The 26,022-nt window shown below is 47.0% G+C and carries 25 protein-coding genes and 1 tRNA gene; 5 read left to right on the forward strand and 21 right to left on the reverse strand.

Annotated features, from left to right (window positions below):
• Positions 1-52 precede the first annotated feature (52 nt).
• On the forward strand, positions 53-2,455 hold the full coding sequence (locus PREMU_RS07425; RefSeq protein WP_007574287.1) for a TonB-dependent receptor: 2,403 nt from the start codon (positions 53-55) through the stop codon (positions 2,453-2,455).
• Between the two features lie 357 nt (positions 2,456-2,812).
• Here the strand turns inward: PREMU_RS07425 and PREMU_RS07430 are convergent, their stop codons facing one another.
• The 5 genes from PREMU_RS07430 to prmA form a co-directional block, all read right to left on the reverse strand.
• Complete coding sequence (locus PREMU_RS07430; RefSeq protein ID WP_050796387.1) at positions 2,813-3,151, reverse strand: HAD-IA family hydrolase; 339 nt, start codon at positions 3,149-3,151, stop codon at positions 2,813-2,815.
• A 26-nt stretch (positions 3,152-3,177) separates the two neighbouring features.
• Positions 3,178-3,807 (reverse strand): nitroreductase family protein, encoded by a 630-nt coding sequence (locus tag PREMU_RS07435; RefSeq protein ID WP_007574288.1) that lies wholly within the window; start codon positions 3,805-3,807, stop codon positions 3,178-3,180.
• 289 nt (positions 3,808-4,096) lie between these two features.
• A tRNA-Arg gene (locus PREMU_RS07440) sits at positions 4,097-4,170 on the reverse strand.
• A 68-nt stretch (positions 4,171-4,238) separates the two neighbouring features.
• Entirely contained in the window at positions 4,239-4,502 is a 264-nt protein-coding gene (locus PREMU_RS07445) for a TIGR04076 family protein (RefSeq protein WP_007574289.1), read from the reverse strand.
• A gap of 204 nt (positions 4,503-4,706) precedes the next feature.
• Positions 4,707-5,639 carry a 50S ribosomal protein L11 methyltransferase gene (gene prmA, locus PREMU_RS07450; protein ID WP_007574290.1) on the reverse strand — a complete coding sequence of 311 codons (933 nt, stop codon included), beginning with the start codon at positions 5,637-5,639 and terminating at the stop codon, positions 4,707-4,709.
• Positions 5,640-5,835: 196 nt separating this feature from the next.
• Here prmA and PREMU_RS07455 point away from each other — a divergent pair, with 196 nt between their 5' ends.
• The 3 genes from PREMU_RS07455 (at position 5,836) to PREMU_RS07465 (ending at position 10,119) form a co-directional block, all read left to right on the forward strand.
• Positions 5,836-6,744 carry a hypothetical protein gene (locus PREMU_RS07455; RefSeq protein ID WP_007574291.1) on the forward strand — a complete coding sequence of 303 codons (909 nt, stop codon included), beginning with the start codon at positions 5,836-5,838 and terminating at the stop codon, positions 6,742-6,744.
• Between the two features lie 108 nt (positions 6,745-6,852).
• Positions 6,853-8,406 carry an OmpP1/FadL family transporter gene (locus PREMU_RS07460; RefSeq protein ID WP_040558131.1) on the forward strand — a complete coding sequence of 518 codons (1,554 nt, stop codon included), beginning with the start codon at positions 6,853-6,855 and terminating at the stop codon, positions 8,404-8,406.
• 213 nt (positions 8,407-8,619) lie between these two features.
• On the forward strand, positions 8,620-10,119 hold the full coding sequence (locus tag PREMU_RS07465) for a glycoside hydrolase family 10-like protein (protein WP_040558133.1): 1,500 nt from the start codon (positions 8,620-8,622) through the stop codon (positions 10,117-10,119).
• Positions 10,120-10,126: 7 nt separating this feature from the next.
• Here the strand turns inward: PREMU_RS07465 and PREMU_RS07470 are convergent, their stop codons facing one another.
• The 12 genes from PREMU_RS07470 to PREMU_RS07525 form a co-directional block, all read right to left on the reverse strand.
• Entirely contained in the window at positions 10,127-11,101 is a 975-nt protein-coding gene (locus PREMU_RS07470) for a hypothetical protein (RefSeq protein WP_007574294.1), read from the reverse strand.
• A 1-nt stretch (position 11,102) separates the two neighbouring features.
• Entirely contained in the window at positions 11,103-11,588 is a 486-nt protein-coding gene (gene smpB / locus PREMU_RS07475) for an SsrA-binding protein SmpB (RefSeq protein WP_007574295.1), read from the reverse strand.
• On the reverse strand, positions 11,585-12,091 hold the full coding sequence (locus PREMU_RS07480; protein WP_007574297.1) for a DMP19 family protein: 507 nt from the start codon (positions 12,089-12,091) through the stop codon (positions 11,585-11,587). The genes smpB and PREMU_RS07480 overlap by 4 nt, the downstream gene beginning before the upstream one ends.
• 11 nt (positions 12,092-12,102) lie before the next feature.
• Positions 12,103-13,473, reverse strand: coding sequence for a TrpB-like pyridoxal phosphate-dependent enzyme (locus PREMU_RS07485; RefSeq protein WP_007574299.1), 1,371 nt, complete (start codon positions 13,471-13,473; stop codon positions 12,103-12,105).
• A gap of 112 nt (positions 13,474-13,585) precedes the next feature.
• Complete coding sequence (locus tag PREMU_RS07490) at positions 13,586-13,732, reverse strand: hypothetical protein (protein ID WP_007574300.1); 147 nt, start codon at positions 13,730-13,732, stop codon at positions 13,586-13,588.
• Positions 13,733-13,756: 24 nt separating this feature from the next.
• On the reverse strand, positions 13,757-14,665 hold the full coding sequence (locus PREMU_RS07495) for an RluA family pseudouridine synthase (protein ID WP_007574301.1): 909 nt from the start codon (positions 14,663-14,665) through the stop codon (positions 13,757-13,759).
• A complete protein-coding gene (locus tag PREMU_RS07500; RefSeq protein WP_007574302.1) occupies positions 14,647-15,846 on the reverse strand; it encodes a cell division FtsX domain-containing protein in 1,200 nt (399 codons plus the stop codon). The genes PREMU_RS07495 and PREMU_RS07500 overlap by 19 nt, the downstream gene beginning before the upstream one ends.
• Positions 15,843-16,487 (reverse strand): ATP-binding cassette domain-containing protein, encoded by a 645-nt coding sequence (locus tag PREMU_RS07505; protein ID WP_007574303.1) that lies wholly within the window; start codon positions 16,485-16,487, stop codon positions 15,843-15,845. Before PREMU_RS07505 ends, PREMU_RS07500 begins: the two co-directional genes overlap by 4 nt.
• Positions 16,484-17,722, reverse strand: a complete 1,239-nt coding sequence (locus PREMU_RS07510; RefSeq protein WP_223918576.1) for a DUF4836 family protein — start codon at positions 17,720-17,722, stop codon at positions 16,484-16,486. Before PREMU_RS07510 ends, PREMU_RS07505 begins: the two co-directional genes overlap by 4 nt.
• Positions 17,723-17,878: 156 nt before the next feature.
• Complete coding sequence (locus tag PREMU_RS07515) at positions 17,879-18,601, reverse strand: 16S rRNA (uracil(1498)-N(3))-methyltransferase (protein WP_007574305.1); 723 nt, start codon at positions 18,599-18,601, stop codon at positions 17,879-17,881.
• Between the two features lie 19 nt (positions 18,602-18,620).
• Positions 18,621-19,199 (reverse strand): UvrB/UvrC motif-containing protein, encoded by a 579-nt coding sequence (locus PREMU_RS07520; RefSeq protein ID WP_007574306.1) that lies wholly within the window; start codon positions 19,197-19,199, stop codon positions 18,621-18,623.
• A gap of 9 nt (positions 19,200-19,208) precedes the next feature.
• Positions 19,209-20,549 (reverse strand): MFS transporter, encoded by a 1,341-nt coding sequence (locus tag PREMU_RS07525; protein WP_007574307.1) that lies wholly within the window; start codon positions 20,547-20,549, stop codon positions 19,209-19,211.
• Positions 20,550-20,760: 211 nt separating this feature from the next.
• Between PREMU_RS07525 and PREMU_RS07530 the strand changes: the two genes are divergently transcribed.
• Positions 20,761-21,357, forward strand: a complete 597-nt coding sequence (locus tag PREMU_RS07530; RefSeq protein WP_040558777.1) for an RNA polymerase sigma factor — start codon at positions 20,761-20,763, stop codon at positions 21,355-21,357.
• Here PREMU_RS07530 and leuB read toward each other — a convergent pair.
• The 4 genes from leuB to leuC are packed head-to-tail and all read right to left on the reverse strand — an operon-like array spanning position 21,354 to position 26,000.
• Entirely contained in the window at positions 21,354-22,415 is a 1,062-nt protein-coding gene (leuB, locus tag PREMU_RS07535) for a 3-isopropylmalate dehydrogenase (protein WP_007574309.1), read from the reverse strand. The genes PREMU_RS07530 and leuB overlap by 4 nt on opposite strands.
• Positions 22,416-22,450: 35 nt before the next feature.
• On the reverse strand, positions 22,451-24,010 hold the full coding sequence (locus tag PREMU_RS07540) for an alpha-isopropylmalate synthase regulatory domain-containing protein (RefSeq protein WP_007574310.1): 1,560 nt from the start codon (positions 24,008-24,010) through the stop codon (positions 22,451-22,453).
• Positions 24,010-24,606: a 3-isopropylmalate dehydratase small subunit gene (leuD, locus tag PREMU_RS07545; protein ID WP_007574311.1), complete on the reverse strand. Its 597-nt coding sequence runs from the start codon at positions 24,604-24,606 to the stop codon at positions 24,010-24,012. The genes PREMU_RS07540 and leuD overlap by 1 nt, the downstream gene beginning before the upstream one ends.
• A 2-nt stretch (positions 24,607-24,608) precedes the next feature.
• Positions 24,609-26,000: a 3-isopropylmalate dehydratase large subunit gene (leuC, locus tag PREMU_RS07550; protein WP_007574312.1), complete on the reverse strand. Its 1,392-nt coding sequence runs from the start codon at positions 25,998-26,000 to the stop codon at positions 24,609-24,611.
• Between the last annotated feature and the right edge of the window lie 22 nt (positions 26,001-26,022).

Genomic DNA, 26,022 nt, shown 5'->3' on the forward strand with positions numbered 1-26,022 from the left:
ATCTTCATGACATCATATAAAATAATAACGGAAGGATAACGTTATTTCTTACATGAAGCGCCCTTTATTTATCATTATCTCTTTACTTTCTGCCTTGACGGTGGTAGCACAGACTTTCACTCTGAAAGGTCGCGTGACCGATGAGGAGGGGAAACCTGTTGAACTGGCTTCCGTAGCATGTGTGGCACAGGGCAAGGCCACAGTCACTTCCCTCAAAGGCGAATACAATCTCACGCTGCATACTGCTGACTCGGTCGTCATCCGGTTTTCCATGCTGGGCTATCGCACGAAAAAACGAGTGCTCGTAAAGCCGCATGGCGTGCAAACGCTTCAGGTTGTACTTTATCAAGGAGAGAATACACTCGATGAGGTGAATGTACAAGGCGAGAGGATTCAGACCGGACAAATGGAGGGACTCAAGACCAAACCCCTGAAAAACATGCCTTCCACTACGGGGAATGCTGTTGAAGAGCTCCTGCAAAGCCAGGCCGGTGTAAGCAGTCACTCAGAGCTCTCGTCGCAATACAACGTGCGCGGCGGCTCCTTCGACGAGAATGCCGTCTACATCAACAATGTTGAAGTCTTCCGCCCTTTTCTGGTCAGAAGCGGACAACAAGAGGGACTCTCTGTCATCAATCCCGACATGGTGGGAAACATCGGCTTCTCTACCGGAGGCTATTCCGCGCGCTATGGCGACAAAATGTCGTCAGCGCTTGACATTACTTACCGTCGCCCTCAGCATTTCGAAGCAGCCCTCGACGCGTCACTTCTTGGCGCGGCAGCCTATGTAGGTATCGCTAACAAAAAATTCGCATGGTGTAACGGATTACGCTACAAGACCAACCGCTGCCTTCTCGGCACGTTTGATACCAACGGGGAATATGAGCCCGACTTTATGGATTATCAAACCTATCTCAATTGGAGACCCAATTCGCGGTGGAGTTTCGACTTCATCGGTGACATCTCCGACAACCATTACAATTTCAAGCCCAAAGACAGGGAGACCCGCTTTGGCACGATGGAGAACGCCCACGCCTTCCGAGTATATTTCGACGGCAAGGAGCGCGACCGGTTCCGCACCTTCTTCGGATCTCTCAATATCGGCCGCCACTATGGTGACTCAACATCTGTCTCGCTTATAGCATCCGCTTTCAATACTGATGAGCAAGAAAAATACGATATTGAGGGACAGTATTGGCTGACGCAAACAGAGACTTCGGAGAACCTGGGAGTCGGAACCTATTTCCAGCACGCCCGTAACTACCTGAAAGGAAATGTTGAAAGCGTGAAACTCCTGGCAAGGCACACGGCACGGAAGCACGACATCGAAGGGGCCATCACCTATAAGAGAGAACATGTGGAAGAGAATTCCGCCGAGTATGAGATGTGCGACTCGGCGGGATACGTCATGCCTCATACGGGGAAAGACCTGTACATGATCTACAGTCTAAGGGCAAAAAACGCCATCAACAGCAACCGGCTTGAACTTTACCTGCAAGATACCTGGCGGTTCCAATCGGGGGGAGACTCGGAGAAAAGCGATTCCACCGCGGGCTCTCCCGTGCTTTATACCCTCAACTATGGCGTGCGGTTCTCACATTGGAACTATACCCACGAGTCGATTCTCTCCCCAAGAGTGTCGCTCAACATCATTCCGGCATTCAATCAGAACATCAGTTTCCGACTTGCAACCGGATTCTATTACCAGGCTCCTTTCTTTAAAGAACTGCGTGATACGACTACTGTCGGAGGCATGACCTACGCTACACTCAACAATAAAATCAAGAGTCAGCGATCCATCCATTTCACAGGAGGCATGGAATACCGTTTCAAAATCAACGGCCGACCGTTCAAATTCTCCTCTGAACTCTATTTCAAACTCCTCAGTAACCTCGTGCCATATTCCGTCAACAACATGAAAATCACATATTTCGGTGACAATAATGCCAAGGGACACGCTGTGGGACTTGACATGAAACTCTACGGTGAATTTGTGCCCGGCACTGATTCCTGGCTGACATTTTCACTGATGAATACGCGTATGAACATCAATAGCCGGACAATGCCTTTACCCACCGACCAACGGTTTGCCGCCCACCTGTTTTATACCGACTACTTTCCAGGGTCCGACCGCTGGCTGATGACGCTGCGGCTGAGTTATGCTGACGGTCTGCCTTTCTCTGCGCCACACCGTGAGCTGGAACGCAATGTATTCCGCGCGCCAGCCTACAGACGTGCTGACATTGGCATGACCTACCGACTGCTCAACAATGAAGACCATCATCGCAAGAGCATCTTCAAGAATATCTGGTTAGGCATTGACTGTCTCAATCTCTTCGACATCAGCAATGTCAACTCCTACTACTGGATTACCGATGTCACCAATCAGATGTATGCCGTGCCCAACTACCTCACACGAAGACAGATAAATGGAAAGATACGCTTCGAGTTCTGACGGTGTGGCTACTCATGATAACTGAAATGACCAAAGCGTGGTCACGTGTTGACCAAACCGTGGTCATGTGCTGACCAAAGCGTGGTCACGTGTTGACCAAACCGTGGTCACGTTACCAGGCAATAACATTCGCTTAGTAATCAAATTGCAGACGGCGCGACATTCCTATTGCCTCCTACAATCATCATGTTTTTTTATAATGACGGTTGTTGGAGTAAGGCAATACGAAGCCACGGGCTATTCATCTTTTCTTCCATCATCGTTTATTTTTGAGTACATGAGTGTCTAAAGTGCAATCATGTGATACGCTACTTTATTTATTTCAAGTACTCACCAATTACATATAGGCCTCCTCTCCTATCTCAACAATTGTTTAAAGTAATCTATCCAATCGTCGAACTCCTTATTTTGAAAGCTATGAATGCCATTGCGCTCTGCTGCCTGGCAGTTCACCTCAAGGTCATCAACAAAGAGCGTCTCCTCAGGGCGAATGTCAGCCTCATACAAGACCGCCTGGAAGATTTCATCGTCTGGTTTCTTCATGTGCATCTCTTGTGAGACGAATGTGTGCTCAAAGTAATCATCGACCGTGTAATCATTCATGGGGAACAGTTGCTCCACGCAGTAACGCCAATGCAAGTCGATGGTATTGCTCAGGAGATAGGTCTTATAACCGGCTGATCTCAAGGCAAGCAAAATCCGCTTCTTTTCATGCAAATAATTTATTTTGGGTAGCCTATCTGATGATTGAGCACCAGATCAGCTTGCTCACCAAGATTCAGAGCCTTGCGCAAGGCATCCGTATCCATGGTTGCCCTTGGCACGGTGTTCAATCCCAACGCTTCGCACGCCAGGCAAATGTTCTGCGACACATAGCCGCAGTCCACTACCCCCATGCGCTCAGCAGCCTGAGCCGATAAGCCGCTAAACTTGGAATGATCGCTCACCAGGAGCAATGACACCGGTGCTGTTGCCGCGAAAGCCTGACGACCGGCAACGGCTGTACGAAGGTCTTTCTTAGTCACTTGCACCAATAGGTTCTGCTTCGGCTCATAGCGGTATGCGCCATCCTTGCGAATAACATACACCGCCACGTCCTGTGCGTTGATGGCAGAAGGCACCGTGAGTTTTCCGCTCTCAGGGCGATTGATGCCACAGGCCGCCCACAGAATGGTTGACAACTCGCTGTCAGTAATCATCCGTTCTGAAAACTCACGTGTAGAATGACGGTGCTGTAATGCTTGCATCAACGTCACCTGGTTATCAAACTGTTGCTTCGGTAACTGGATGTTTTGTGCGTCGCCCACAATTGATAAGCCCAAAAGGGCCGTGGATAATAACATCTTCTTCATCTTCTTCTCATTATATTTTAGTTGTATTCCATCTTCGAAGACTCTTATTGCTTCAGGATATTTGTCCTTGCAAACTTATATAAAAACTTATATAATATTTTGGATTTTACGCTAATTGAACAAAAAAATCAAGGCCACAGCAAAATCGGCACAATAGATAATTCTGTTTGCTATCAGACTTGAGGGGGGTGGTCAACCAGTCCTAATGAGTCTACGAAGAAATAAGATGGTATTTTAATCAAAGCGCTATAACCCCTGTAACTCGATGAGTTGCAGGGGTTATCAATCGTGACCCCGGCGGGACTCAAACCCGCGACACTCAGAACCGGAATCTGATGCTCTATTCAACTGAGCTACGGGGCCATTGTGATTACGTGTTTGCAAAGTTAATAATAATTCGCCAATGGAACAAGAAATGATAAGAAAAAAACTTACTCATCGATTTTCTCTATCCGAAAGACATTAATTACATCCACATCCGGACAACAAATACAAATGGAATTATTCTTCATGCCAGGGATGTTACCACCATAGCGCAAGATATCCACATAAGGGAAAGCCACATGAGCAGCCATAGGGCAAAGAGTGCCACGCTCAGTGTCGAAATCCCACGTGTCGCCAATTCGATGCCTATGATGACAAGCCTTAGGACCTTTCTTATCTACGACAGTAATCTTTATCTTTGGTTTCTTCATCTTATATTATACCTTGATGTCAATAATTGACTGCGAAGATAAGAAAAAAGATCCAAATACCAATGCATCTGAAAAACAAATCGTAATCTTACAAGGATATAATTGTTGAAAGAATAACGTGAAGCGGCCACCTAAATATCACTCAACCTTCTTCTCCATCATGTCTCGGACCTTGTATCCTATTATCGCCATGAACAGTAAACGCTAAACATCAGTCATATAGATAGACGAAGGGAGTAAGACGATAAAGCAAAGGCATTGCCAAAATCCAAGGACAATACAGCGCCACAGTCCCTTTTCTTTTTTCGCTTTCAGGCTCAAGCCAAGCGACGCAGCCCTATCTACGAGCAGGGGCACATCGTCCTCATAGAAACCACTGAGCACAAGCAATGCCCTGTCCGCCATTTTGTCACGCATCGCCTTCATGTCGTGAAGAAGAATGTTACGGTTAATATTAGCCAGCACAATGTCAAACTGTTCGTCAATACTGTTCATCACAGAGGCATCGCCAAGAAGGGCCTTCAGGTTCTCGACGCCATTGATCTCCGCATTGTGACGGGTATTGTTGACGCTCCACTCATCAATGTCATAACCCACGACATCCTTAGCACCAAGTATCGATGCCGCTATGCCCAATATTCCTGTACCGCAACCGCAATCGAGGACGCGGCAGCCCTGCAATGGATATTCGTCATCACCAGTACCTAACAGCGTGTCGATGATCATCTGGGTAGTCTCATGCGTCCCCGTGCCAAAAGCAAGACGCGCACCAATCTGTATGATACGTTTTGAAGTGCTTGGCAAGGGCTGCGGATGATTTGCATCTACGATAAGCAGCCTGCCGTCAATGTCAATAGGATCAAAGCCATTGTCCTCCCATGTCCTATTCCAGTCCTTATCCTCAACTTTTTCCATGGAATAGCTGATGGTCGTGTTCTGTAAAGGAAAAGCAGCAAGCTGACTATCTAACTCTTTTTGATTGAACAATAGAGTTTGTACGTATCCCCGTATGCCGTCAGCTGTGTCTTCAAACGACTCGAAGCCGGCCTCTGCCGCAACGTCTGCCAAAAGGTCACGTGCTGTCTGCAAAAGGCTGTCAGGACAAGAGATGATAAAATCAGCTTGTAAATATTCCATAACAAAATTGCGTTTAAATGAGAACGTAATATAAATATATGTGCAAAATTAAAAAAAAATAGGGGAAAACCTACCACAGCTTAGGGTTTTTCCGTAAATTTGCAAAAGGATAGGCATTAATTTTGTAGTGTAGAAAAGCAAGGATATATGGATAGTTCCATTTACCAGATAAGAACAACAATTAAAGAATAAAGATATGAAAAAGTTATTGATGCTGTTAGTTTTCGCGGGCACGATGCCGCTGGCATCGATGGCGCAAGATGATGTTTACTTTACACCCAGTAAGGAGGCGAACACCCCGAAGGTGGAAAGAGTGCCTTCTTATTCTGGAAGCAGACGTAGTGTGGACGAATACAACCGCTATGGCAGGCTCAACAGTTACTATCAGAAGATAGGTACCGACTCGCTGGGCAACGATATCATTACTTTCATGCCAGGCAAGGGAGCTTACCGTGACTCCACCCTCGCCGACACTGCCTATGTCTATCCTGGCAGTGCCAAGTTTGACAATAGTGATGACTACACTTACACACGCCGCATGTCACGGTGGGATGGATTCTACGATCCGTGGTTCTACGACAATTTCTATGGCCCTTACGGATGGTACGACCCTTGGTACACCAGTTGGTATGGTGGTGGATGGTATGATCCTTGGTACTATGGCTATGCGGGTTGGTACAGCCCCTGGTACAACCGCTACTATGGTTGGGGATGGCCCTATCGCTATGGCTGGTACGGCTGGGACTATCCTTACTGGGGCGGAGGTGTAGTTGTCAACAATGGCGGTGCCAACTCTGGCGGATATAGCGGCCAGCGTACTTGGTCATCCGGCAGGACCTATGGCAATACCAACGGCAGCCGCTCTTACGGAAGCTACACTTCACGCAGTGCCGGTAACCGTTCTTTCGGCTCACGCAGCTATCAGCCCAGCAACAGTAACAACAGTACGCGCACCTATAACAACAATTCATATGGTACACGCTCCTATGGTGGCTTCTCCGGTGGCAGCAACGGTGGCTTCTCCGGCGGAGGCAACTCCGGCGGCGGTCGCTCTGGCGGCAGCTTCGGAGGTGGTGGCGGACACTTCGGCGGCGGAAGGCGCTGATTAGCTTCATCCATCATCATAACAAACAGATAGCGCTATACCATTCTTCATACTCCAAAATTTGGTATAGCGATGTCAAACATCTATTTTTTCAATGAAAGAATAACTATGAAGACACAATATTTTCTTTCGCTTGCAATGGCAGGAATACTCTCCATTCCCGCTGCAGCACAAGAAACCTATCAGGATACAAAGCTCATGGAAAATGAGCTGAATGGTACCGCCCGCTATGTAGGCATGGGTGGTGCGATGGAGGCATTAGGCGCCGACCTGTCTACCATGCAGTCAAACCCTGCTGGTATAGGTCTTTTCCGCAAGTCACAGTTTGCTCTCTCTGGTGGTCTCGTCTCCCAGTCGGGTGACAACTCCAAGAAGAACTGGGGACTGGACCTTAAAGGCGATGCCACCAATGCCAGCTTCGACCAGGCCGGATTCGTTTGGGCTTCGCGCACAGGGCGAAACTCATGGCTCAATCTCGGCTTCAACTTCCACAAGAGCCGCAACTTCGACCAGATTCTCTCCACGGCCAATAAACTCGACAATGCCTCTCTCAACAAGCTCAGCGCAGCTAAATATGCCAACGGCTTAGGAGGAAAAGGCAGTATGGCATGGAATGCTGTCGATAATTCTTATGCAACTCTCCTGGCCAACGACAAAAGTCCCATGAAGTACTACAACGCCACGTCGTTCGTGTTTGGTCAGTATCAAAAGGGGTATATTGGTGAGTACGACTTCAATGTCAGTGGAAATCTCAACAACCGCGTCTTCCTCGGTGCTACATTTGGCCTGCACGATGTCAACTACCGTAGCAACAAACTCTATGTTGAAGACGATGCCACGGGAGCTCTGTCTGACAACTATGAGCAACTGAAGATTGACGGAACAGGCTTCGACATCAAGTTTGGCGCTATCTTCCGCCCCATTGCCGAGTCTCCCTTCCGTATCGGCGTATATGCCAATACGCCGGTATTCTATGACCTGACTATGCACAGTGCCTATGACCTGACGTTCGCCCCTGTCAAGGAGAACAATCAGCAAGCACGGAAAGCAGACTACGACTACAAGGTCTACACGCCGTGGAAGTTCGGTGTGAGCCTGGGTCAGACCGTCGGCAACTATCTTGCCATGGGCTTTACCTATGAGTATCAGAAGTATGGTGCCATCGACAACCGTATCAATGATAATGACTCATACTATGACTATTGGAGCGACAGCTATTATACCGACAGCAACAGTGACGACGCAATGAACAACGACACGGAGTTGAACCTGAAGAGTGTACACCTGCTCAAGTTGGGCTTGGAGTATAAACCCGTCCCTGAGTTCGCCGTCCGTCTGGGTTATAATTACATGTCGCCGCAGTTCAACAAGAGGGCCCACCGTGACGGTTCACTTCAATCGCCAGGTGTTGGCTATGCCACTTCGGCCGATTACACCAACTGGAAGGCTACCAACCGTGTCACTCTGGGTATTGGCTACAGCTATAAAAACTTCTTTGCAGATGCTGCTTATCAGTACAGTTGCACCAATGGCGACTTCTATCCTTTCATGAGCTATTATAGCGATGACAAGGCCAAATCGCAGTATAACAATATCGCCGACGCCACAAAGGTGAGCTTCAACCGCCATCAGGCTATCTTCACGATTGGCTATAAGTTTTAAAGATAAATAAAGTGGCAACGCCTTTACACTGTAAAGGCAATGCGTCTACACCGTAAAGGCAATGCGTCTACACCGTAAAGGCAATGCGTCTACACCGTAAAGGCAATGCCCATTAAGAAAGGTCCGAAATGCTGTTTCGGACTTTTTTTATGCTCAAAAAGTTGCAAAAAAGCGGCGAAAATACTAAATTTGCAAAATCAATCAATATCAGAGATGAATACTTCCAGGCTTAAGACCTTGCTTTTGTTTATTTTTGTCGCCCTGACAACCAGTTCTGTCCTTGCCCAGAAACGTGAGTTTCGCGGTGCGTGGATACAAACCGTGAACGGCCAATTCCAAGGATTGCCCACTCAGGTTATTCAACAGAAGCTGAGCCGGCAGCTTGACGTGCTCAAAGCTGACGGTGTCAATGCCATCATCTTCCAGGTGCGGCCTGAGTGTGATGCCCTTTACAAGAGTGAGCTTGAGCCCTGGAGCCGCTATCTTACGGGGCAACAAGGGCGGGAGCCACAACCTTATTGGGATCCGCTTCAATGGATGATCGAACAATGTCACCAGCGTGGCATGGAGCTCCACGCATGGATCAATCCCTTCCGCGCGAAGACGAAAGGGACCACAATGCTCGCCTCCAACCATGTCGCCTCACAGCATCCCGAGTGGACGTTTCCTTACGACGGACAGCTCATCCTCAACCCTGCAGTCAAAGCTGCGGCTGACTATACCTGCAAAGTTGTGGACGACATCGTGAGCCGCTACGACATTGACGGCCTCCATATTGACGACTACTTCTATCCCTATCCTGCTATAGGAAAAGACATTCCTGACGAAACGTTTTACCGTACCAATCCCAACGGCTTTAAAAACATCGGTGACTGGCGTCGCGACAACGTCAACCACTTTATCCAGCAGTTAGCTGAAACCATTCATAAATGCAAGCCATGGGTGAAATTCGGCGTGTCGCCTTTCGGTATTTACCGCAACCAACGCTCGGATCCAAACAACGGTTCTGCCACCAATGGCTTGCAAAACTATGACGACCTCTATGCCGACGTGCTGCTCTGGGTCAACAACGGATGGGTGGACTACTGCGCACCACAGCTCTATTGGGAGATAGGGAATCGTGCCGCAGACTACAAGACGCTCATTCAGTGGTGGGATAAATTTGCCGCATACCGTCCACTATATATTGGAGAAGACGTAAACCGGACAGTGAAAACCGCTGATGTCAGCAACCCAAATATCAATCAGATGCCGGCGAAATACCGGCTTCACCAAGAAGCGCGTCATGTAAAGGGAACCGTGCTGTGGTATGCACAGGCAGTGGAAGACAATGTCGGCAACTATGGCACAGTGCTCCGGACTTCTTATTGGAAGTATCCGGCTCTCCAGCCACTCATGCCCTTCATCGACAATAAGCGGCCTAAAAAGCCAAGAAAGGTGAAAGCTGTCTGGACAAGCGACGGCTATACGCTCTTCTGGTCAGTGCCACGAGGCAAACGCTGGAACGATGTGGCTAAGCAATATGTTGTTTACCGCTTCGCAGACGGTGAGAAAGTGAACACGGAAGATCCCTCAAAGATTGTCGCTATCACCACCGACACCTATTATAAATTGCCTTACGACAAAGGGCAAGAACGATTTACCTATGTGGTGACCGCACTCGACAAGATGTCGAATGAGAGTAAGACGAAAAAAGTGAAACTGCGTTTATAAACGCAGCTCATTCGCGGAACAAGTACCTCAGTATGCTGTTCAGCCAGGGCAAATTGAACCGGAACCACCTGTATTTGCCCACAGGCTTCCCTCCGAAAGACAGGATGAACTCGCGAAAGGGATTCTGATGAAACGGCAAGCCCACATCGAGAAAGAAGATATGGGCATAATTGTGCTTCCACGACCAGTTAATTGCCTCCCACACCGTCATCATGTTAGGATGCAACAGCACATAACGCTTCCGCCGGGAAGCAAGATACCAAAGATAAGAATTGCCCTCACTGAATACGCAAACGCAACCTCCAATGACTTTGTTCTTATAGAGCGTTAGAAAGATACGCCCATTTTCGCTGTTATAAATTTGCTGGATATGCTTCTCTGCCGGAATAATGCGACGAAGCTTCATCCGGTAGAAGCCATGCAGAAGGTGATAAAAGCTATGGACCTCCGCCTCTGTCAAGGCCTCGCGCGTGCTCACCCCCGCATGATAGCACTTCTGTATGCGCTCTTTCATCTTCTCGGAGAGCCGATCGATTGGTGGTACGGAATGGAGCGAGTTGTGCACTTCTTGCCAATTAATGGGGAAATAGCCTTCCTTGCGGAAGAAACGATAGCCGAACATTTTTACTGAGAGGTCGCTAAACTCGATATAAAGACACAGACTGCGCTTCAGTCGCCGTGTCAGTTCATGCAGCATGAGACCAAAAATCTGTTCTTTATCTTTGTCTGTGGTATATTCCCCTTCACCGTAGATACGCCCTTGTGAGTAGAAAAAAGGAGGGATCCACGTTTTTTTTCGACGTACAGAGGCCAGGAGATGAGCGACGACACAGCCATCCTCATCGGTAACTACAGCCATATACGGCCTTTGCCAAGGAGAGTTCTCTACAATATGAAAGAGCTCAGCTGAGTGGAAGAAGTTGTCGCAGGTCATCTCTGGCAACTTGCTTCTTTTCGTATAGAGACTGACTTTGTAATGCATTTCAAATGCGATAGTGCTTTGTAGCTCTGTCCATTTCGCGGCGATCCTCTTTCTCCTTGAGCGTCTGCCGCTTGTCGTATTCTCTCTTTCCGCGTGCCAGGGCGATGTCCATCTTGGCCCTACCCTTGTCATCAATGAAGATGAGCGTAGGAACAATCGTGAGCCCCGGTGTCTTGATGTCCTCCACCAGATGGCGTATCTCCCGCTTATTGAGCAACAGCTTTCGGTCACGACGAGACGGCACATTGGCACGGGAACCATAGAAATAGGGAGAGACATTCATGCCCTTGACCCAAATCTCGCCATTGTTAATGAAGCAGAAAGAGTCTACAAGCGATGCCTTGCCCATACGTATCGACTTGATCTCAGTGCCCGTAAGCACAATACCCGCCGTGTAGGTGTCAATGAAGTTATAAAGGAATGAAGCTTTCTTGTTTCGTATCTGCACCGGACTCTTACGTCGCAGTTCTTGTTCAGTCTTGTTCATGGTTCAATCTTGCAAAAGTCATCCAAATGCTCGTCCACATAATGAGCAATCTCCGAAGTGAACTCTTCTTCGTTTTCTACAAAAGCGTCGTCGTAGTCGTCAAATTCAGGAAACTGCTCGTAGAGTGCGTCAAATTCTTCTTGCGTACAGTCTTTTTCTATATCCGCACGATATTTGCCGAAGAGTCTATGAGTGTCGCTGATCATCTTGTAAAGGTCATGCAATCCCCAGTTACGGACCGCCTTGGCAAAGGGATTGAGATAGATGAACGGCCCATAGCCATTATGTATCAACTCAACAAAACCACCGTCCATCACTGTATCCCGCAAGATGACATAGGCAAGAAGAGTAATCTGATCGGCATTGAGTTCTGCCATTGTCTCTGCCGTTAAATCGCCGCCGATAGCCTGGTAAATGCTATCGGTAACGACTTTCAGAAACTCGTCCATGCCTTGCTGCGCACCAGTCCGGAGTGCAGCGTCTTTGACAATTACTTTCTTCATTCAGATGAATGTTAATCTATTTTCAATGGGATCTCCTCAAGGTTCTTTTCGATCTCGGCATCAGAGACCCGATAGTTTACCAGGTCGCCATCAATATAGCTCATGTACGACGGCATATCAATCAGTCCATGCCCTGAGAGGTTGAATAGAATGACGGGAGCCTTTCCCTCCTCATTGGCAAGCTGTGCTTCGCGAATCGTTGCGGCAATGGCATGACAACTCTCAGGAGCCGGCACGATGCCTTCGGTCTGTGCAAAAAGTATCCCCGCCTTAAAACTGTCCAACTGTGGAATGTCAACTCCACGCATGTATCCGTCCTTGACAAGCTGAGAGATGATGACACCTGCTCCGTGGTAACGCAGACCGCCAGCATGGATATTGGCCGGCTTGAAGTCGTGCCCCAATGTATACATGGGCAGCAACGGCGTATAACCGGCCTCATCACCAAAGTCGTATTCGAACTTTCCGCGTGTGAGCTTGGGACAACTCTCTGGCTCAGCAGCTATAAACTCGGTGTCCTTGTGTGTGCCGTCGAAGACATGGCGCATAAAGGGGAAAGCAATGCCACCGAAATTGCTGCCACCGCCAAAGCAAGCGATAATCTTATCGGGATATTCACCGGCCATGGCCATCTGCTTCTCTGCTTCCAGACCAATAATGGTCTGATGCAGCGCCACATGATTAAGCACCGAACCAAGCGCGTATTTGCATCCGGGAGTTGTGGTGGCAAGCTCTATAGCCTCAGAGATGGCAGTGCCCAAAGAGCCGGGATGGTTAGGCTCACGGGTAATAATATCTTTGCCTGCACGTGTTGACATTGATGGAGAGCCCTGTACGGCGGCACCGAAAGTACGCATCAAGTAGGACCGGTAAGGCTTTTGCTGCATCGTGATCTTTACCTGATAGACTGCGGCCTCAAGGCCATAAAGCTTGGCAGCATAGGCAAGGGCAGCACCCCACTGTCCAGCACCCGTCTCCGTAGTGACATTGGTATCACCCTCCTGCTTGCAATAGTAGCACTGCGGCAGAGCCGAATTGATTTTGTGAGAGCCAAGGGGATTGGTGCTCTCATTCTTGAAATAGATGTGCGCGCGTGTACCGAGTGCCTGCTCAAAAGCATAGGCGCGCACCAACGGAGTGGAGCGATAGTAAGCATATTTCTCCTGGACCTCATCCGGAATATCGATCCACGGATGAGTCTGGTCGAGTTCCTGCTTGGAACATTCCATATTAAAGATATGAGAAAGATCACCTGCTGTCAGCGGCTCATGTGTCTTTGGATTCAGCGGCGGCATAGGCTTATTAGGCATTTCGGCCTGAATGTTATACCACTGTGTGGGCAGATCCTGCTCGGACAAAAGGAATTTCTTTTGATGTTTCATAGTTGGACAAAATTTGCTTCTGTTGCAAAGTTAGGCCTTTTTACAAGAAATGGGAAACAAAAAGGTGACAATCTTCTCTCTTTACCAGATAATTTTCGTTTTCCCACTGTCTTTAGAAAATACCGGCCTGATACAGAATATAAGCAATAATGGCTAAAGCGATGATGGCCACAATTGTCTTCAGCAGGCAGGTAGTGACCTTCTTGATGACAATGACGGCAACGATGATGACAAGAAGAACGATGGTATAATCGGTCATGACGTTAATTGTGAATTAGGAATGTTACTTAAACAATGACCGGAATGCCAAAGGTATCTCTGTCTCAAACTCCAGGGGGCGATGGCTGACCGGATGATAGAAGCACAGACGATAAGCATGCAGGCACAGACGATCCAGCGGATCATCTCCATTGCCATACTTCACATCTCCGCAGACAGGATGACCAAGGTCGGCAGCATGAACACGGATCTGGTTCTTACGACCTGTCTCAAGGCGAAACTCCACAAGCGAATAGGCCTCTGAGCGCGCCAAGACATGATAATGAGTGGTAGCGAGCTTCCCACCGTTATCATAGCTTGAACTATAGGTAAAATAGGCCTTATTGTCTTTCAACCAACTCTGCACGGTGTCCTCACCACGCTCCATCACTCCGGAGAGAACAGCCACATATCGGCGGTCGAAAACAATATTATGCCAATCGGCTTCAAATGCAAGCTCTGTTTGCTTGTCCTTTGCATAGACCATCAGACCACTCGTATCGCGATCAAGACGATGAACAATATGTGCCGTACAATGCTGATGACTCTGTCGGAAATAATCATCGAGCACCGTCTTCACGTTTAATGTGCTATGCCCTGCTGCCATAGACAAAATGCCAGGCTTCTTTTCCACGATGACAAGGTAACGATCTTCGTAGACGATACGGACATAGCGGTTCTTAAACAATGTGTTTTTTTTCGACTTGCTCACGGCTACTTTCATTCCAGGGCGTAATGCATAGTCGAATTGTGTCACTACTTTTCCGTTGACCTTAATGCCATGTCCTGAGAGCGTGGCTTTCACTTTACTGCGACTCTCATGTAAATGGGAAAGCAACCAGTCGAGAAGCTTGGCTGTCTCCTCAACTGTAAAGAAGTCATAGTGATCCTCAGGCGTGAGATCTGACTTATAACTTATTCTTTTCTCTTCCATATCGCTGCAATTTTACGGTGGATGGCAAAGATGTTAAAGATGCTCACCAGCAGGAGAAGCCCTATGCCAAGACATACTGACGGAAGCATGGTTCCACCCTCAATATTGGGGAACAACGTCGAGATAACGCCCATATAGTAAACCCTGATAAAGAATATGCCAACAAGCGCAATGACAAGTACACCCAGATTGAGGAATATTGTCAGCAACTGATAAGGGCGTGCCACCTGATGAGGGCTGTAGCCAATAAGCAGGAGATTCTCCAACTTCGACGAATTCTTCTGAACCAATAGATAAATGCTGAGCATGAGAATGTAGAAACTTAAGACAGAGATGACAAGGCCGACAACCATCACCATCGTTACCATGAGACGAAGGAAGTAAGTAGTCTTCTCTGCATCGAGCTTATCATCCTCCACCTCATAGCCATGGCGATCGAAGTAGGAAGTCATCTGCTCCGTCTTGCTGTCATCGGGATCAAGAATAAGACGTGTCGGGTCCGGATGCTTGTCTGGCGCAAAGGTCTGGTTGCTCCAGTCCATGAAAGCCTGCGGTACCAGTATGCTGCTCACTCGCGAAGAGAAACCGATAACCTTCCCCTTGAACGAGCCATTGCCATTGGCGCCTTGGGCGAAAAGGTCGAAGTCGATCATGCCTACAAGCCCATCGCTAATCTTTGGAAGTGAACGACTTTGCGCAAAGCCAAAGTTATACATCGCAATATAACTACGGGGAAGAATGACTGGCACCACATGGTCGCCGGGCTTATAATGCCAGGTACCCTTAGGCGCGTCGACAAAATCATCGGGAATGCTTTCAAGAAAGAGTTCTGAGTTAAGAATATTGGTGCCACTAATGCCCATGCGTGCCGTCACAGTGTACTGGGTGGCCGTAAACGCGCCAATCCTCGTCGCGAAGTGAGCCGCGTGAATATCGTCTATATCCTGCTTGGTAAAGGCATTGGAACGTCCTGACAGTGTACTGCCAGTACCAATTTTCTTCTCAGCAATGATATAGTTGGACTTCATAAAAGAGTCATCGCCGGTGAAAACCGGTGACACATCCTTATAAAACTGATAACCGAGCAAAACGATCAGCATGCCAAAAAGATTGGCAAAGGCAAATCCGGCAAACTGAGGGATGCTGATATGCTGACGCAAAAGCTTCCAGACAAGATTCATAGCTTCACTGTCCTTTCATAATTTAAGTTCATGTGTTTGCCGATGCTGGTCACGATGACTCCAGCTCCCTGACGTCTCGCCTCTTCCATCATAATGTGGCCCATGATGTTGGCATTACGATCGTCAAGATGAGAAATGGGCTCGTCGGCAAGAATAAAGTCGAAAGGCTGGACCAATGCGCGAATCATCGCCACGCGCTGCTGCTGACCAAACGACATGCGGCCGACCTTGGCATTGATCTTGTCGGCAATGCCGAGCATGTCAAACCACTCAAGAATCTGCTGTTCCGTTTTGAATCCCGTGAGCTTATTCTTGATCTGTACGTTCTCCATCGCCGTAAGTTCCGGGAAAAGACGTAACTCCTGAAAGAGATGACTGATATGTCGACGACGCATCTCAACCCATTGTGAGACCTTATACTGCAATGGGTCTGAATCGTCAAAAAAAACATTGCCAGTGTAATCGTGGCGATAGCCCACGATATAGCTACAAAAGGTACTCTTACCCTTGCCGGAATCAGCTTCGACAAGATAGAGATGCCCTTTCTCAAAGGAAATGTCATTCGCCCATACGTCTGAGTTCAAGTCCTTGCGCTCAGAAAAGACGTTGGGCAGAACCTTTTGAAAAGATATCTTATTCATTTATCCATTGTATAAACAATCGTATTGATGTCACCGAATAACGGTAACGGTTTGAGAAGTGATATTACGGCTGCAGCCTTATCATTGCCCAAAGCTCTGAAATTGACAACCATGGCGAACCTTGTCCCCTTGACAAGGCTCTGCAAGTCAGAAGGAAGCGGTTTCGGAGAAGCTGTAATACTGAGACGAGCTTCCTCAGGGGAGCCGCCACTCATATACTGCATGTCAGGAGTGACCCCAAAATAGTACGTAGTGCCATTACCGGTGTAATAATAACAATTCTTTCCCCAATCACCGATATGCCCACCAGAAGGCACACTCTGTTTCCAATAGTCCACATCGGCAAGCCAAGGAGCGCCTGAGAGGCGGGCTGCCATCATAAGATGGAGATTATCTTTGCCCAGTGATGATGTAACGAGCGTAAGATCACCGTCCACACTCTTGATAATATTGTCCATATCTATAGCTGTGTTGATGCCTGCCAACATTGCAGTAACGGCCTGATTCTGAATCATCAACTGATGAAACTGCTTACCGTCGACATTGAGGAAGAGTCCAAGCACGTCATCCTGTGACATAGCCTTGATATAATTGCCCTTGATGGGACGATACACCTTAGCTGCTCTTTGTATAGCAGTATTGATGCTTTTCTTATACGACAACGTCTTACCATGCATGAGCAAACGGTTGTTCTTCACCTCCATAGCAGCTGCAAGAATAATATCCGACGGGTCTGTATTCTTTGGTGCGCCCATGGTAAAAGGCGCAACAAACTGTTCCGGCAAAGCATTAGCCTGGGTAACTAAAGCCATTGGGGCATCAATAGAATCGACTGTTGAATACATGGGAGAGGACTTTATGCCCTGATCTTCATCAGAACTAAGATAACGAGCCATAAGTGTAATGAGATCATCTTGTGCCGCAGGAACGACAGGTCCCATCATTAAAAGCACATCATCTGAGAAACCTAACACCCAATTGGAAGGCAACGCGGCAAACCGATAGTCGCGACGCTTTTTAAGACTAAGTCCAGCCTTCGTTAATGCCCCTTCAAGTTTACTGTCACTGTTTACCTTGGCACATAATCCGAAATTTCCTTGAGGATCCTCAAAGAAGTATACATCTTGTGAAAGATCTATTCCTGTCGCATCAACATTCTTCACATGAAGCAAAGTCTTCAATATCAAAGGACTTTTAGCACCGCTAAGCCTGGTCGTGTTTAACCGTATCAACATCTGGCTTTCTGCAGGAATGGCATTAAGATAGTTATTGCCAGAACATGAAGAAAAAAAAACGACAAGAACAAATACACCTATTATAATAGGTAATGTCGTTATTCTTACATGACGTTTTATATTCATCTCACTAATTGGAAAATGTAAAAATTAATATCAAATTCTTTTGTAAAGCTGAGCCAATGTGACTGCCATCAAGCCTGCCGTCTCTGTTCGCAGCCTGCTATTGCCAAGCGTAATTGGCTCAAAACCATTGCCAATCGCCATTTCAACTTCATCTATAGAAAAGTCTCCCTCCGGTCCGACAAGTATACACACTGAAGAATCTTTAGGAAGCTCTTGAAGCTGGTCAAAAAAATCGATTCGCTTACGGTCATTATAGCAATGGGCTATAAACTTATAGTCGGCCTTGCAGGAGGAAACAAATTGGCCAAAAGAAGTCATCTCATTGACAGTAGGCTTAAATGGCTTGCGGCTCTGCTTCATGGCGGATACAACAATTCTTTCTATGCGGTCACTACGCACAACATGGCGCTCAGAGAACTTACAATCAAGCAATGATAATTCATCAAAACCGATCTCCGTCGCCTTCTCTGCCATCCACTCAATGCGCTCCATCATCTTTGTAGGAGCTATTGCAAGCTGAATATTTCCTGACCATGACTTATTCTGAGGCAAAGACTCAACAATATGATAGAAACAACGCTTTTTATTCGCCATCCCCACCTCGGCACGATAAAAGAATCCTGCACCATCCATAAGCCAAATCGAATCCCCCGCACTCAGACGTAGGACGCGAACAGCATGCTGAGCCTCTTCCTCAGGAAGTTCTGTACTGTTGGCTGCATTAGGAACAAAGAAATATCTTTCTTCTTTCAAAATCTTAATCTGTTAAGTTTTAGGAATCAAGTTCTTTGGAAGAACTATCTCCTGTTCTCCTCCTTCGGCTCAACTCATCTCTCAACTGAGAGGCAAGTTCATAATTTTCCGAATTAATAGCCTTCGTAAGTGCTTGTCGCAGCATCGATGAAGGGAGTGTATTGATAGGGAGCGGCACACCTGAAGCACGTAAATCAAAAGGAGAACTCTGTTTTAAGAAAAGCCCTTCATCAATATAAACCGGAATCTTGTCCTTGCTGATAAAATTGAGTAATACTGCCTGCGCACCATTAATAGGAACCTGCTCCAATGAATCAGTATTATTTAGAATTACTGAATAATTGCCATTGACAACATTCATTATTACAAGCTCAAGCGACAAGTCCGTTTGCCATTTAATGACCCTGAATAACACATCCGATACCCTTGACTGCTGCTGATGGCTATTCAAGCGCTCTTTGAATTCATCAAGAACGCTTTCATTGCATGGAATAACAATCTGCCGTTTCTGAAAGGAATCAGCAAGAATGAGCAAGCCTTCGTGATCAACCCCGACTACTTCTGTTGCCAGTTGGAAATATAGTCTGATCCTTGACATTCACTAATTTTATTTCCCATTATGCCTGGCTGGACGGAAGGCCAAAGCGAAGGCAATGCAAACGACAAGAGCAAAACCTGCGAAGATAAACCAGCAAGACCGCCAATCGCCCATTAGATAAGAAGCCTCACCTTTTTGGGTCCATGAGCAAAAATGATTGACGACGGCACCTGCCGACAAAGTACCTACAGTCGCTCCAATACCATTAGTCATCAACATGAAAAGACCTTGCGCTGAAGCCTTAACTGAAGGATCACATTCTCTATCCACAAAGATGCCACCCGAAACATTAAAGAAGTCAAAAGCCACACCGTAGACAATACATGAGAGAATAAAGAACAATACACCCGGCATTGTAGGATTGCCTATCCCGAAGAAACCAAACCTCAATACCCAAGCGAACATAGCAATGATCATCACACTCTTAATGCCATAACGCTTCATAAAAAAGGGAATAAGTAATATGCAGAAAGCTTCACTCACTTGAGAAATAGAAGTAAGCAGTGTAGCATTGCTTGCTGCAAATGATGAAGCGATCAATGGATCTGCACTGCCTTGGAAGCTTGAAATAAACGGCCCTGCAAAACTATTGGTAACTTGAAGAGACATTCCCAGCAAAGCTGAGAAGATAAAGAACAAAGCCATACGGCGGTCCTTAAAAAGACAGAAAGCGTCAAGTCCAAGCATTTGGGTGAGCGTCTTCTCCTGCACAGAAGCCTGCTTGACAATCCTACACTGAGGAAGAGAAAACACATAGAAGAACATAACAAGACTCAATAAACCAGATACAAGAAACTGATTATAAGTATACTGGAACTTGTGTGCGTTCTGTGCAAACGTCATGGAGAAAGTCCCGTTATCCCATGTAGCACAGTTTACAAACCACATTACGATGATAAAACCAACTGTACCACAGGAACGGATAGGAGGGAAATCAGTGACCGTATCACCTCCATGATTTTTCAATATGGTAAATGCAGTAGTATTCGTCAATGCCAACGTCGGCATATAGAAAGCCACACTCAGTGTATAAAGAGCAATAAAGACAGACCTGTTAGGTACCTCGTGACCAAACCCTGCATTCATCCCAATGAACCAAAGTGATAGCATGAAACCACCCGCAAGCAGATGGCACAAGCCAAGCAGTCGCTGAGGCTGAACCCATTTGTCTGCAACGATGCCTATTAGTGTAGGCATAAAAATGGAAACAATACCCTGGATGGCATAAAACCAAGAAATCTCTGCACCCATTCCAGCAACACCAAGATAATTCCCCATACAAGTTAAATAGGCTCCCCAAACGCCGAACTCAAGGAACGTCAATATGGACAAACGGATTTTCAAGTTCATTTACTATACTTTTAATCAATTGTGCTGCAAAAATACACATAATAATTGATATCTCATGAATATAAGGAATAAAGTTTATTGCATTTATTGTGTTAAAAATTTGGTGGGAAGACCAAAAATACTTATTTTTGCAGCAGTCATTTTCAATTAAACATTTGGCCTATAGACATATTTTTACTTCATTCAAAACATCCATTCAATGAAGGAATCTATTAAGACTCTCTCAAGAAAGTCTGATGAAGAACTCGCCGTATGCTATATGAACGGTGATGACAGGGCGTTTGAACTGTTGTTGGAGCATAATAAGACAAGTCTCTTCTCATATATTTTTTATGTGGTGCATGATGAGGACAAGGCCAACGATATTTTCCAAGAGACCTTCATCAAGATTATCACGAAGCTGCAAAACGGATTATATTCGCCAACAGGCAAATTTATTGCGTGGTGCATGCGTATTGCCCATAATGTGATAATGGATGGATTTCGGGCATCAAGAAACAACCATATTGTCGAGCCTACTGAAGACAACGATCTCTCGAACCTACAGACCAGGGAAATAGAGGAAATGAATATCGAAGAAATATTCATCAACAGCCAGGTCATGGAAGATGCTAAAAATATCATGAATAGGCTGCCAGCATCTCAACGTGAAGTTGTCTTCATGCGCTACTTTCAACAAATGTCTTTTAAAGAAATTGCCGCAACAACCAATGTAAGCATCAATACAGCATTAGGAAGAATGAGGTATGCTATGCTCAACATGCGCAAAATGGCACGTGAGCACAACATAGACTTAAACATGTATTAATTCTCTTCAATGCATTTCGCAATCCACTCGCCTACCTCTTTCGTACCATAGTGGCTGCCACCCTCAACCTGAATTTCGGGAGTACGGACATTGTTGATAAGGCTTGCATTGCATGCTTTTCGGATAGCGGCACCCTCCTCTTTCAATCCGAAATGCTCAAGCATCATGGCAGCAGAAAGGATTTCAGCAAGAGGATTGGCTATATTCTTGCCCGCAGCCTGCGGCCAAGATCCATGGACAGGCTCAAATAGTGGCGTGTGCTCACCAAGAGAGGCTGACGGTTGCAAGCCCATAGAACCCGTGATGGCCGACGTCTCATCTGTAAGAATATCGCCGAATGTGTTCTCAGTGACAATGACATCAAAATAACGAGGCTCCGTGAGCACCCGCATGGAAGCATTGTCAATAAACATATAGTCGACGGTTACCTCAGGATATTTAGGTTCCATTTCCTTGGCAATCTGTCTCCAAAGTCTTGAGCTGGCAAGGACGTTAGCCTTGTCAACGACCGTCAAGTGCTTGCTGCGGCGCATGGCAAAGTCAAAAGCCACTTTCAGGATGCGCTCTATCTCCGGACGATAGTAGATGTCTGTATCATAGGCCTTATCATTATCCTGATACTTCTCACCGAAATACATTCCGCCAGTCAGTTCACGAATGACGACGAAGTCTGCACCCTTGATCAGCTCCTCTTTCAGTGGACTCTTGTGGAGAAGACAGTCGAATGTCGCCACAGGTCGTACATTGGCAAAAAGCCCAAGCTTCTTGCGCATAGCGAGAAGGCCTGTCTCCGGACGAACCTTCAGCGTTGGGTTGTTATCAAAACGCGGATCACCTACAGCTGCAAAGAGCACTGCATCTGCATCCATACATGTTTTGAATGTCTCATCGGGGAATGGGTCTCCACAAGCATCAATGGCATGAGCACCGCAAATAGCCTCCTTGTACGTGAAAGTGTGTCCAAACTTCTTAGCGATCACATTCAGCACATTTAAGGCCTCTGGCATAATCTCCGGACCAATACCGTCGCCGGGGAGCACCGCAATTTTTAAATTCATATCGTAATTGTTTTACCTTATTCTTTAATTCCACTTTACTCTTTATTTCTCAACGAAGCATTCTCCGCCTCCTCTATCATATTCAGCATCTTGATCGTAGCTTGGATAGCGGCCTCAGTCTGGTCTGCATCAAGCCCACGCGTGCGCCATTGCTTTTCTCCATCGTTCCATGTTATCACAGTCTGCACGAGGGCATCTGTGCGGCCACCGGGGGGAATAGTCACCGCATAGTTCTGCAGCAATGGAAATGTACGGTTGAGCTTTTCCTTATATATCTTTCGCAAGGCTTTCACGAAAGCATCATACTGACCGTCACCTGTCGAGTCAGCCTCGTATTCCTTACCATTGATGCTGACTTTCAGACTGGCAATAGGCTTCAGTCCATAGCTGGTAGAAACCATATAACTCACCAATTTCACTGTCTGCTCAGGTGAAGAGTGCTTCAACACATCACTGACAATATAGGGTAAATCATCCTGAGTGACCAGTTGCTTTTTGTCTCCAAGCTCCGTGATACGCTGCGTTACAGCCTTTGTCTGCTCCTTGGTAAGTTCCAGGCCTATGTCTTCCAGATTCCTGACAATATTCGCCTTACCGGAGTTCTTTCCCAAAGCAAACTCACGATGTCTGCCAAAGCGCTCAGGAACGAGGGCATTACTGTACAAATGGGCTTTATTATCACCGTCAGCATGAACGCCTGCTACCTGTGTGAAAACATTCTCACCGATAACCGGCGTATTGGGCGAATACCCGATGCCACTGTATCCCGCAACAATGTTGCTGATTTCCATCAGTGTTGTCTCATCTATATGTTCCTTAACGTGCATCTGGTCTTTGAGCATCACATGAATGCTACTCAGTGGCGCATTGCCACAACGCTCGCCCAGCCCATTGACGGTCACATGCAATCCTGAGCAACCAGCCTCCACAGCCATTAATGAGTTGCCTACTGCCATGTCATAGTCGTTGTGGGCATGAAACTCAAACTTCGTATCTGGATACCGGTCCGTCATTGCGCGGGTATATTCATAAGAGTTTAAAGGATTGAGAATGCCGAGTGTATCAGGCAAAAGAAACCTCACTATCCCCTCGTCCTTTAACGCATCCATCATGGCCCAGACATAGTCGCGGCTGTCACGCATGCCCTGCGACCAATCCTCTAAATAGAGGTTTACATCCATACCTTTAGAATGCGCATAAGCAATTACAGCCTTAATATCGTCTATATGTTTCTCTGGCGTTTTCTTCAACTGGCACTGGCAATGCTTCAAAGAGCCTTTCGCCAACAGATTAATGGTTTTGCAACCACACTCTGTTATCCAATCTACTGATTTCTCACCGTCAACAAACCCCAAGACTTCTACCCTATTGAGCATCCCGTGCTGTCGGGCATAATTGCATACCATGGACACAGCGTCTTTCTCACCCTCCGATACTCTTGCTGAGGCCACTTCTATGCGATCAACTCCTACTTCAGAAAGTAGGTAGCGGGCTATCATCAGCTTCTCATGCGGCAGAAAACTTACGCCATTGGTCTGTTCGCCATCACGTAGCGTACAGTCCATGATCTCTATCTCACGATCCTTACCTACCATTATCTCTTGTGTTTTTCTTCCCACACCTCTACCTTGTCTCGGTTTTGTACCAGGAAATCCACATCGTCAAGCCCATTCTCCAGGCAATGCTTCTTATATCCATTAATCTCAAAATGCTCACTGCGACCGGTAGCGAGATTCGTAACCGTTTGATTGGGCAAATCGACACGCACTTGTGTCTGATGATTATGGGCAATGCTGTCAAAGAGCTCTTTCAGGAAGCTCTCTGTGACAACCACGGGAAGTACAAAGTTGTTGAGCTCGTTGTTTTTGTGAATATCCGCGAAAAAAGAACTGATAACGACTCTAAAGCCATAACCTGCGATGGCCCATGCAGCATGCTCACGCGAGGAACCTGACCCGAAGTTCTTTCCGGCTACGAGTATGACGGCATCCTTAAAGTCAGGTTTGTTAAGCACAAAGTCTTTTTTCTCTGAGCCGTCAGCATTAAAGCGCCAATCGTGAAAGAGATAAGGCCCGAAGCCGTCTTTCTGGGTCAGCTTCAAATAGCGTGCCGGGATGATCTGATCGGTATCCACGTTCTCCAGGGGAAGGGGAACGCATGTTGATGTGATGATATTGAATTTCTGCTTCATGATTAAAGAGTTCTGGGATCTGTGATTTTTCCTGTTATTGCTGCTGCTGCCGCTACGAGAGGGCTGGCGAGAATGGTACGACTGCCAGGTCCCTGTCGCCCTTCAAAGTTGCGGTTACTTGTTGAAACACTATACTTACCGGCAGGTACTTTATCATCGTTCATTGCCAGACATGCGGAGCATCCTGGCTGGCGGATGGCGAAGCCGGCCTCTATCAATACCTTGTCAAGGCTCTCTTCCTTGATCTGACGCGCGACAAGATGCGATCCGGGTACAAGCCAAGCCACAACATTTTCAGCTTTATGCTTGCCCTTCACCATTCCGGCAAATGCACGGAAATCCTCTATACGGCCATTAGTGCAGGCACCAAGAAAGACATAGTCGATGGGGTGACCCAATAATTTCTCACCGGGTTGGAAACCCATATACTTGAGGCTTTTCTCGAAACCGGAACGTTCTGTCTCCGGAATCTCATCAAGTGTGGGAATCGCTTCATTGATGCTTATGCCCATGCCGGGATTGGTACCATAGGTGATACGGGGCTCAATGTCGTCTGCATTGAATACAAGTTCTTGGTCAAAAACCGCGTCATCGCCACTCTTGAGGGTCTTCCAATAAGCTACAGCCCTATCCCAATCGGCACCTTTAGGTGCATACTCACGGCCTTTCAGATAGGCGAAAGTAGTCTCATCAGGAGCCACAAAACCGCCACGGGCACCCATCTCAATGGAAAGGTTGCAGAGTGTGAGACGTCCGTCCATCGACATGTCGCGCACTACATCGCCCGCATATTCTACGAAATAGCCCGTCGCGCCCGATGTGGAGAGCTGACTCATCAGATAGAGCGCCACATCCTTTGCAGTCACTCCCCGCTTCAGCTTCCCATTGACACTGATACGCATCGATTTTGGCTTCTGCTGTAAGATGCACTGAGAGGCAAGCACCATCTCCACTTCAGAAGTGCCTATACCGAAAGCCACGGCCCCCACAGCACCATGCGTCGATGTGTGACTGTCACCACAGACAATGGTCATTCCAGGCAGCGAAAGTCCTTTCTCAGGACCAATGACATGGATAATTCCATTGTCCTCAGTGTTCATCTTGAACTCTGTCAGTCCAAACTCTTCACAGTTCCTGTCGAGCGTATCCACCTGGTGACGTCCTACGGGATCGACGATAGGCTTATCCTGATCATGTGTCTGAATATTGTGGTCAGGCATAAAGAAGTTCTGTTTCGGTCGGAAGACCTTCAAACCACGCTGACGCAGACCGTCAAAAGCCTGCGGAGTCGTCACCTCATGGCCATAGAGTCGGTCGATGTAAAGCTGTGTGGGACCGTCCTTGACAACCTGGACGACATGGCTGTCCCAAATCTTATCGAAAAGTGTATTCATATTCTATTGATGTTTTTAAGAA

This window comes from Hallella multisaccharivorax DSM 17128 (genome assembly GCF_000218235.1).
Classification (GTDB): domain Bacteria; phylum Bacteroidota; class Bacteroidia; order Bacteroidales; family Bacteroidaceae; genus Prevotella; species Prevotella multisaccharivorax.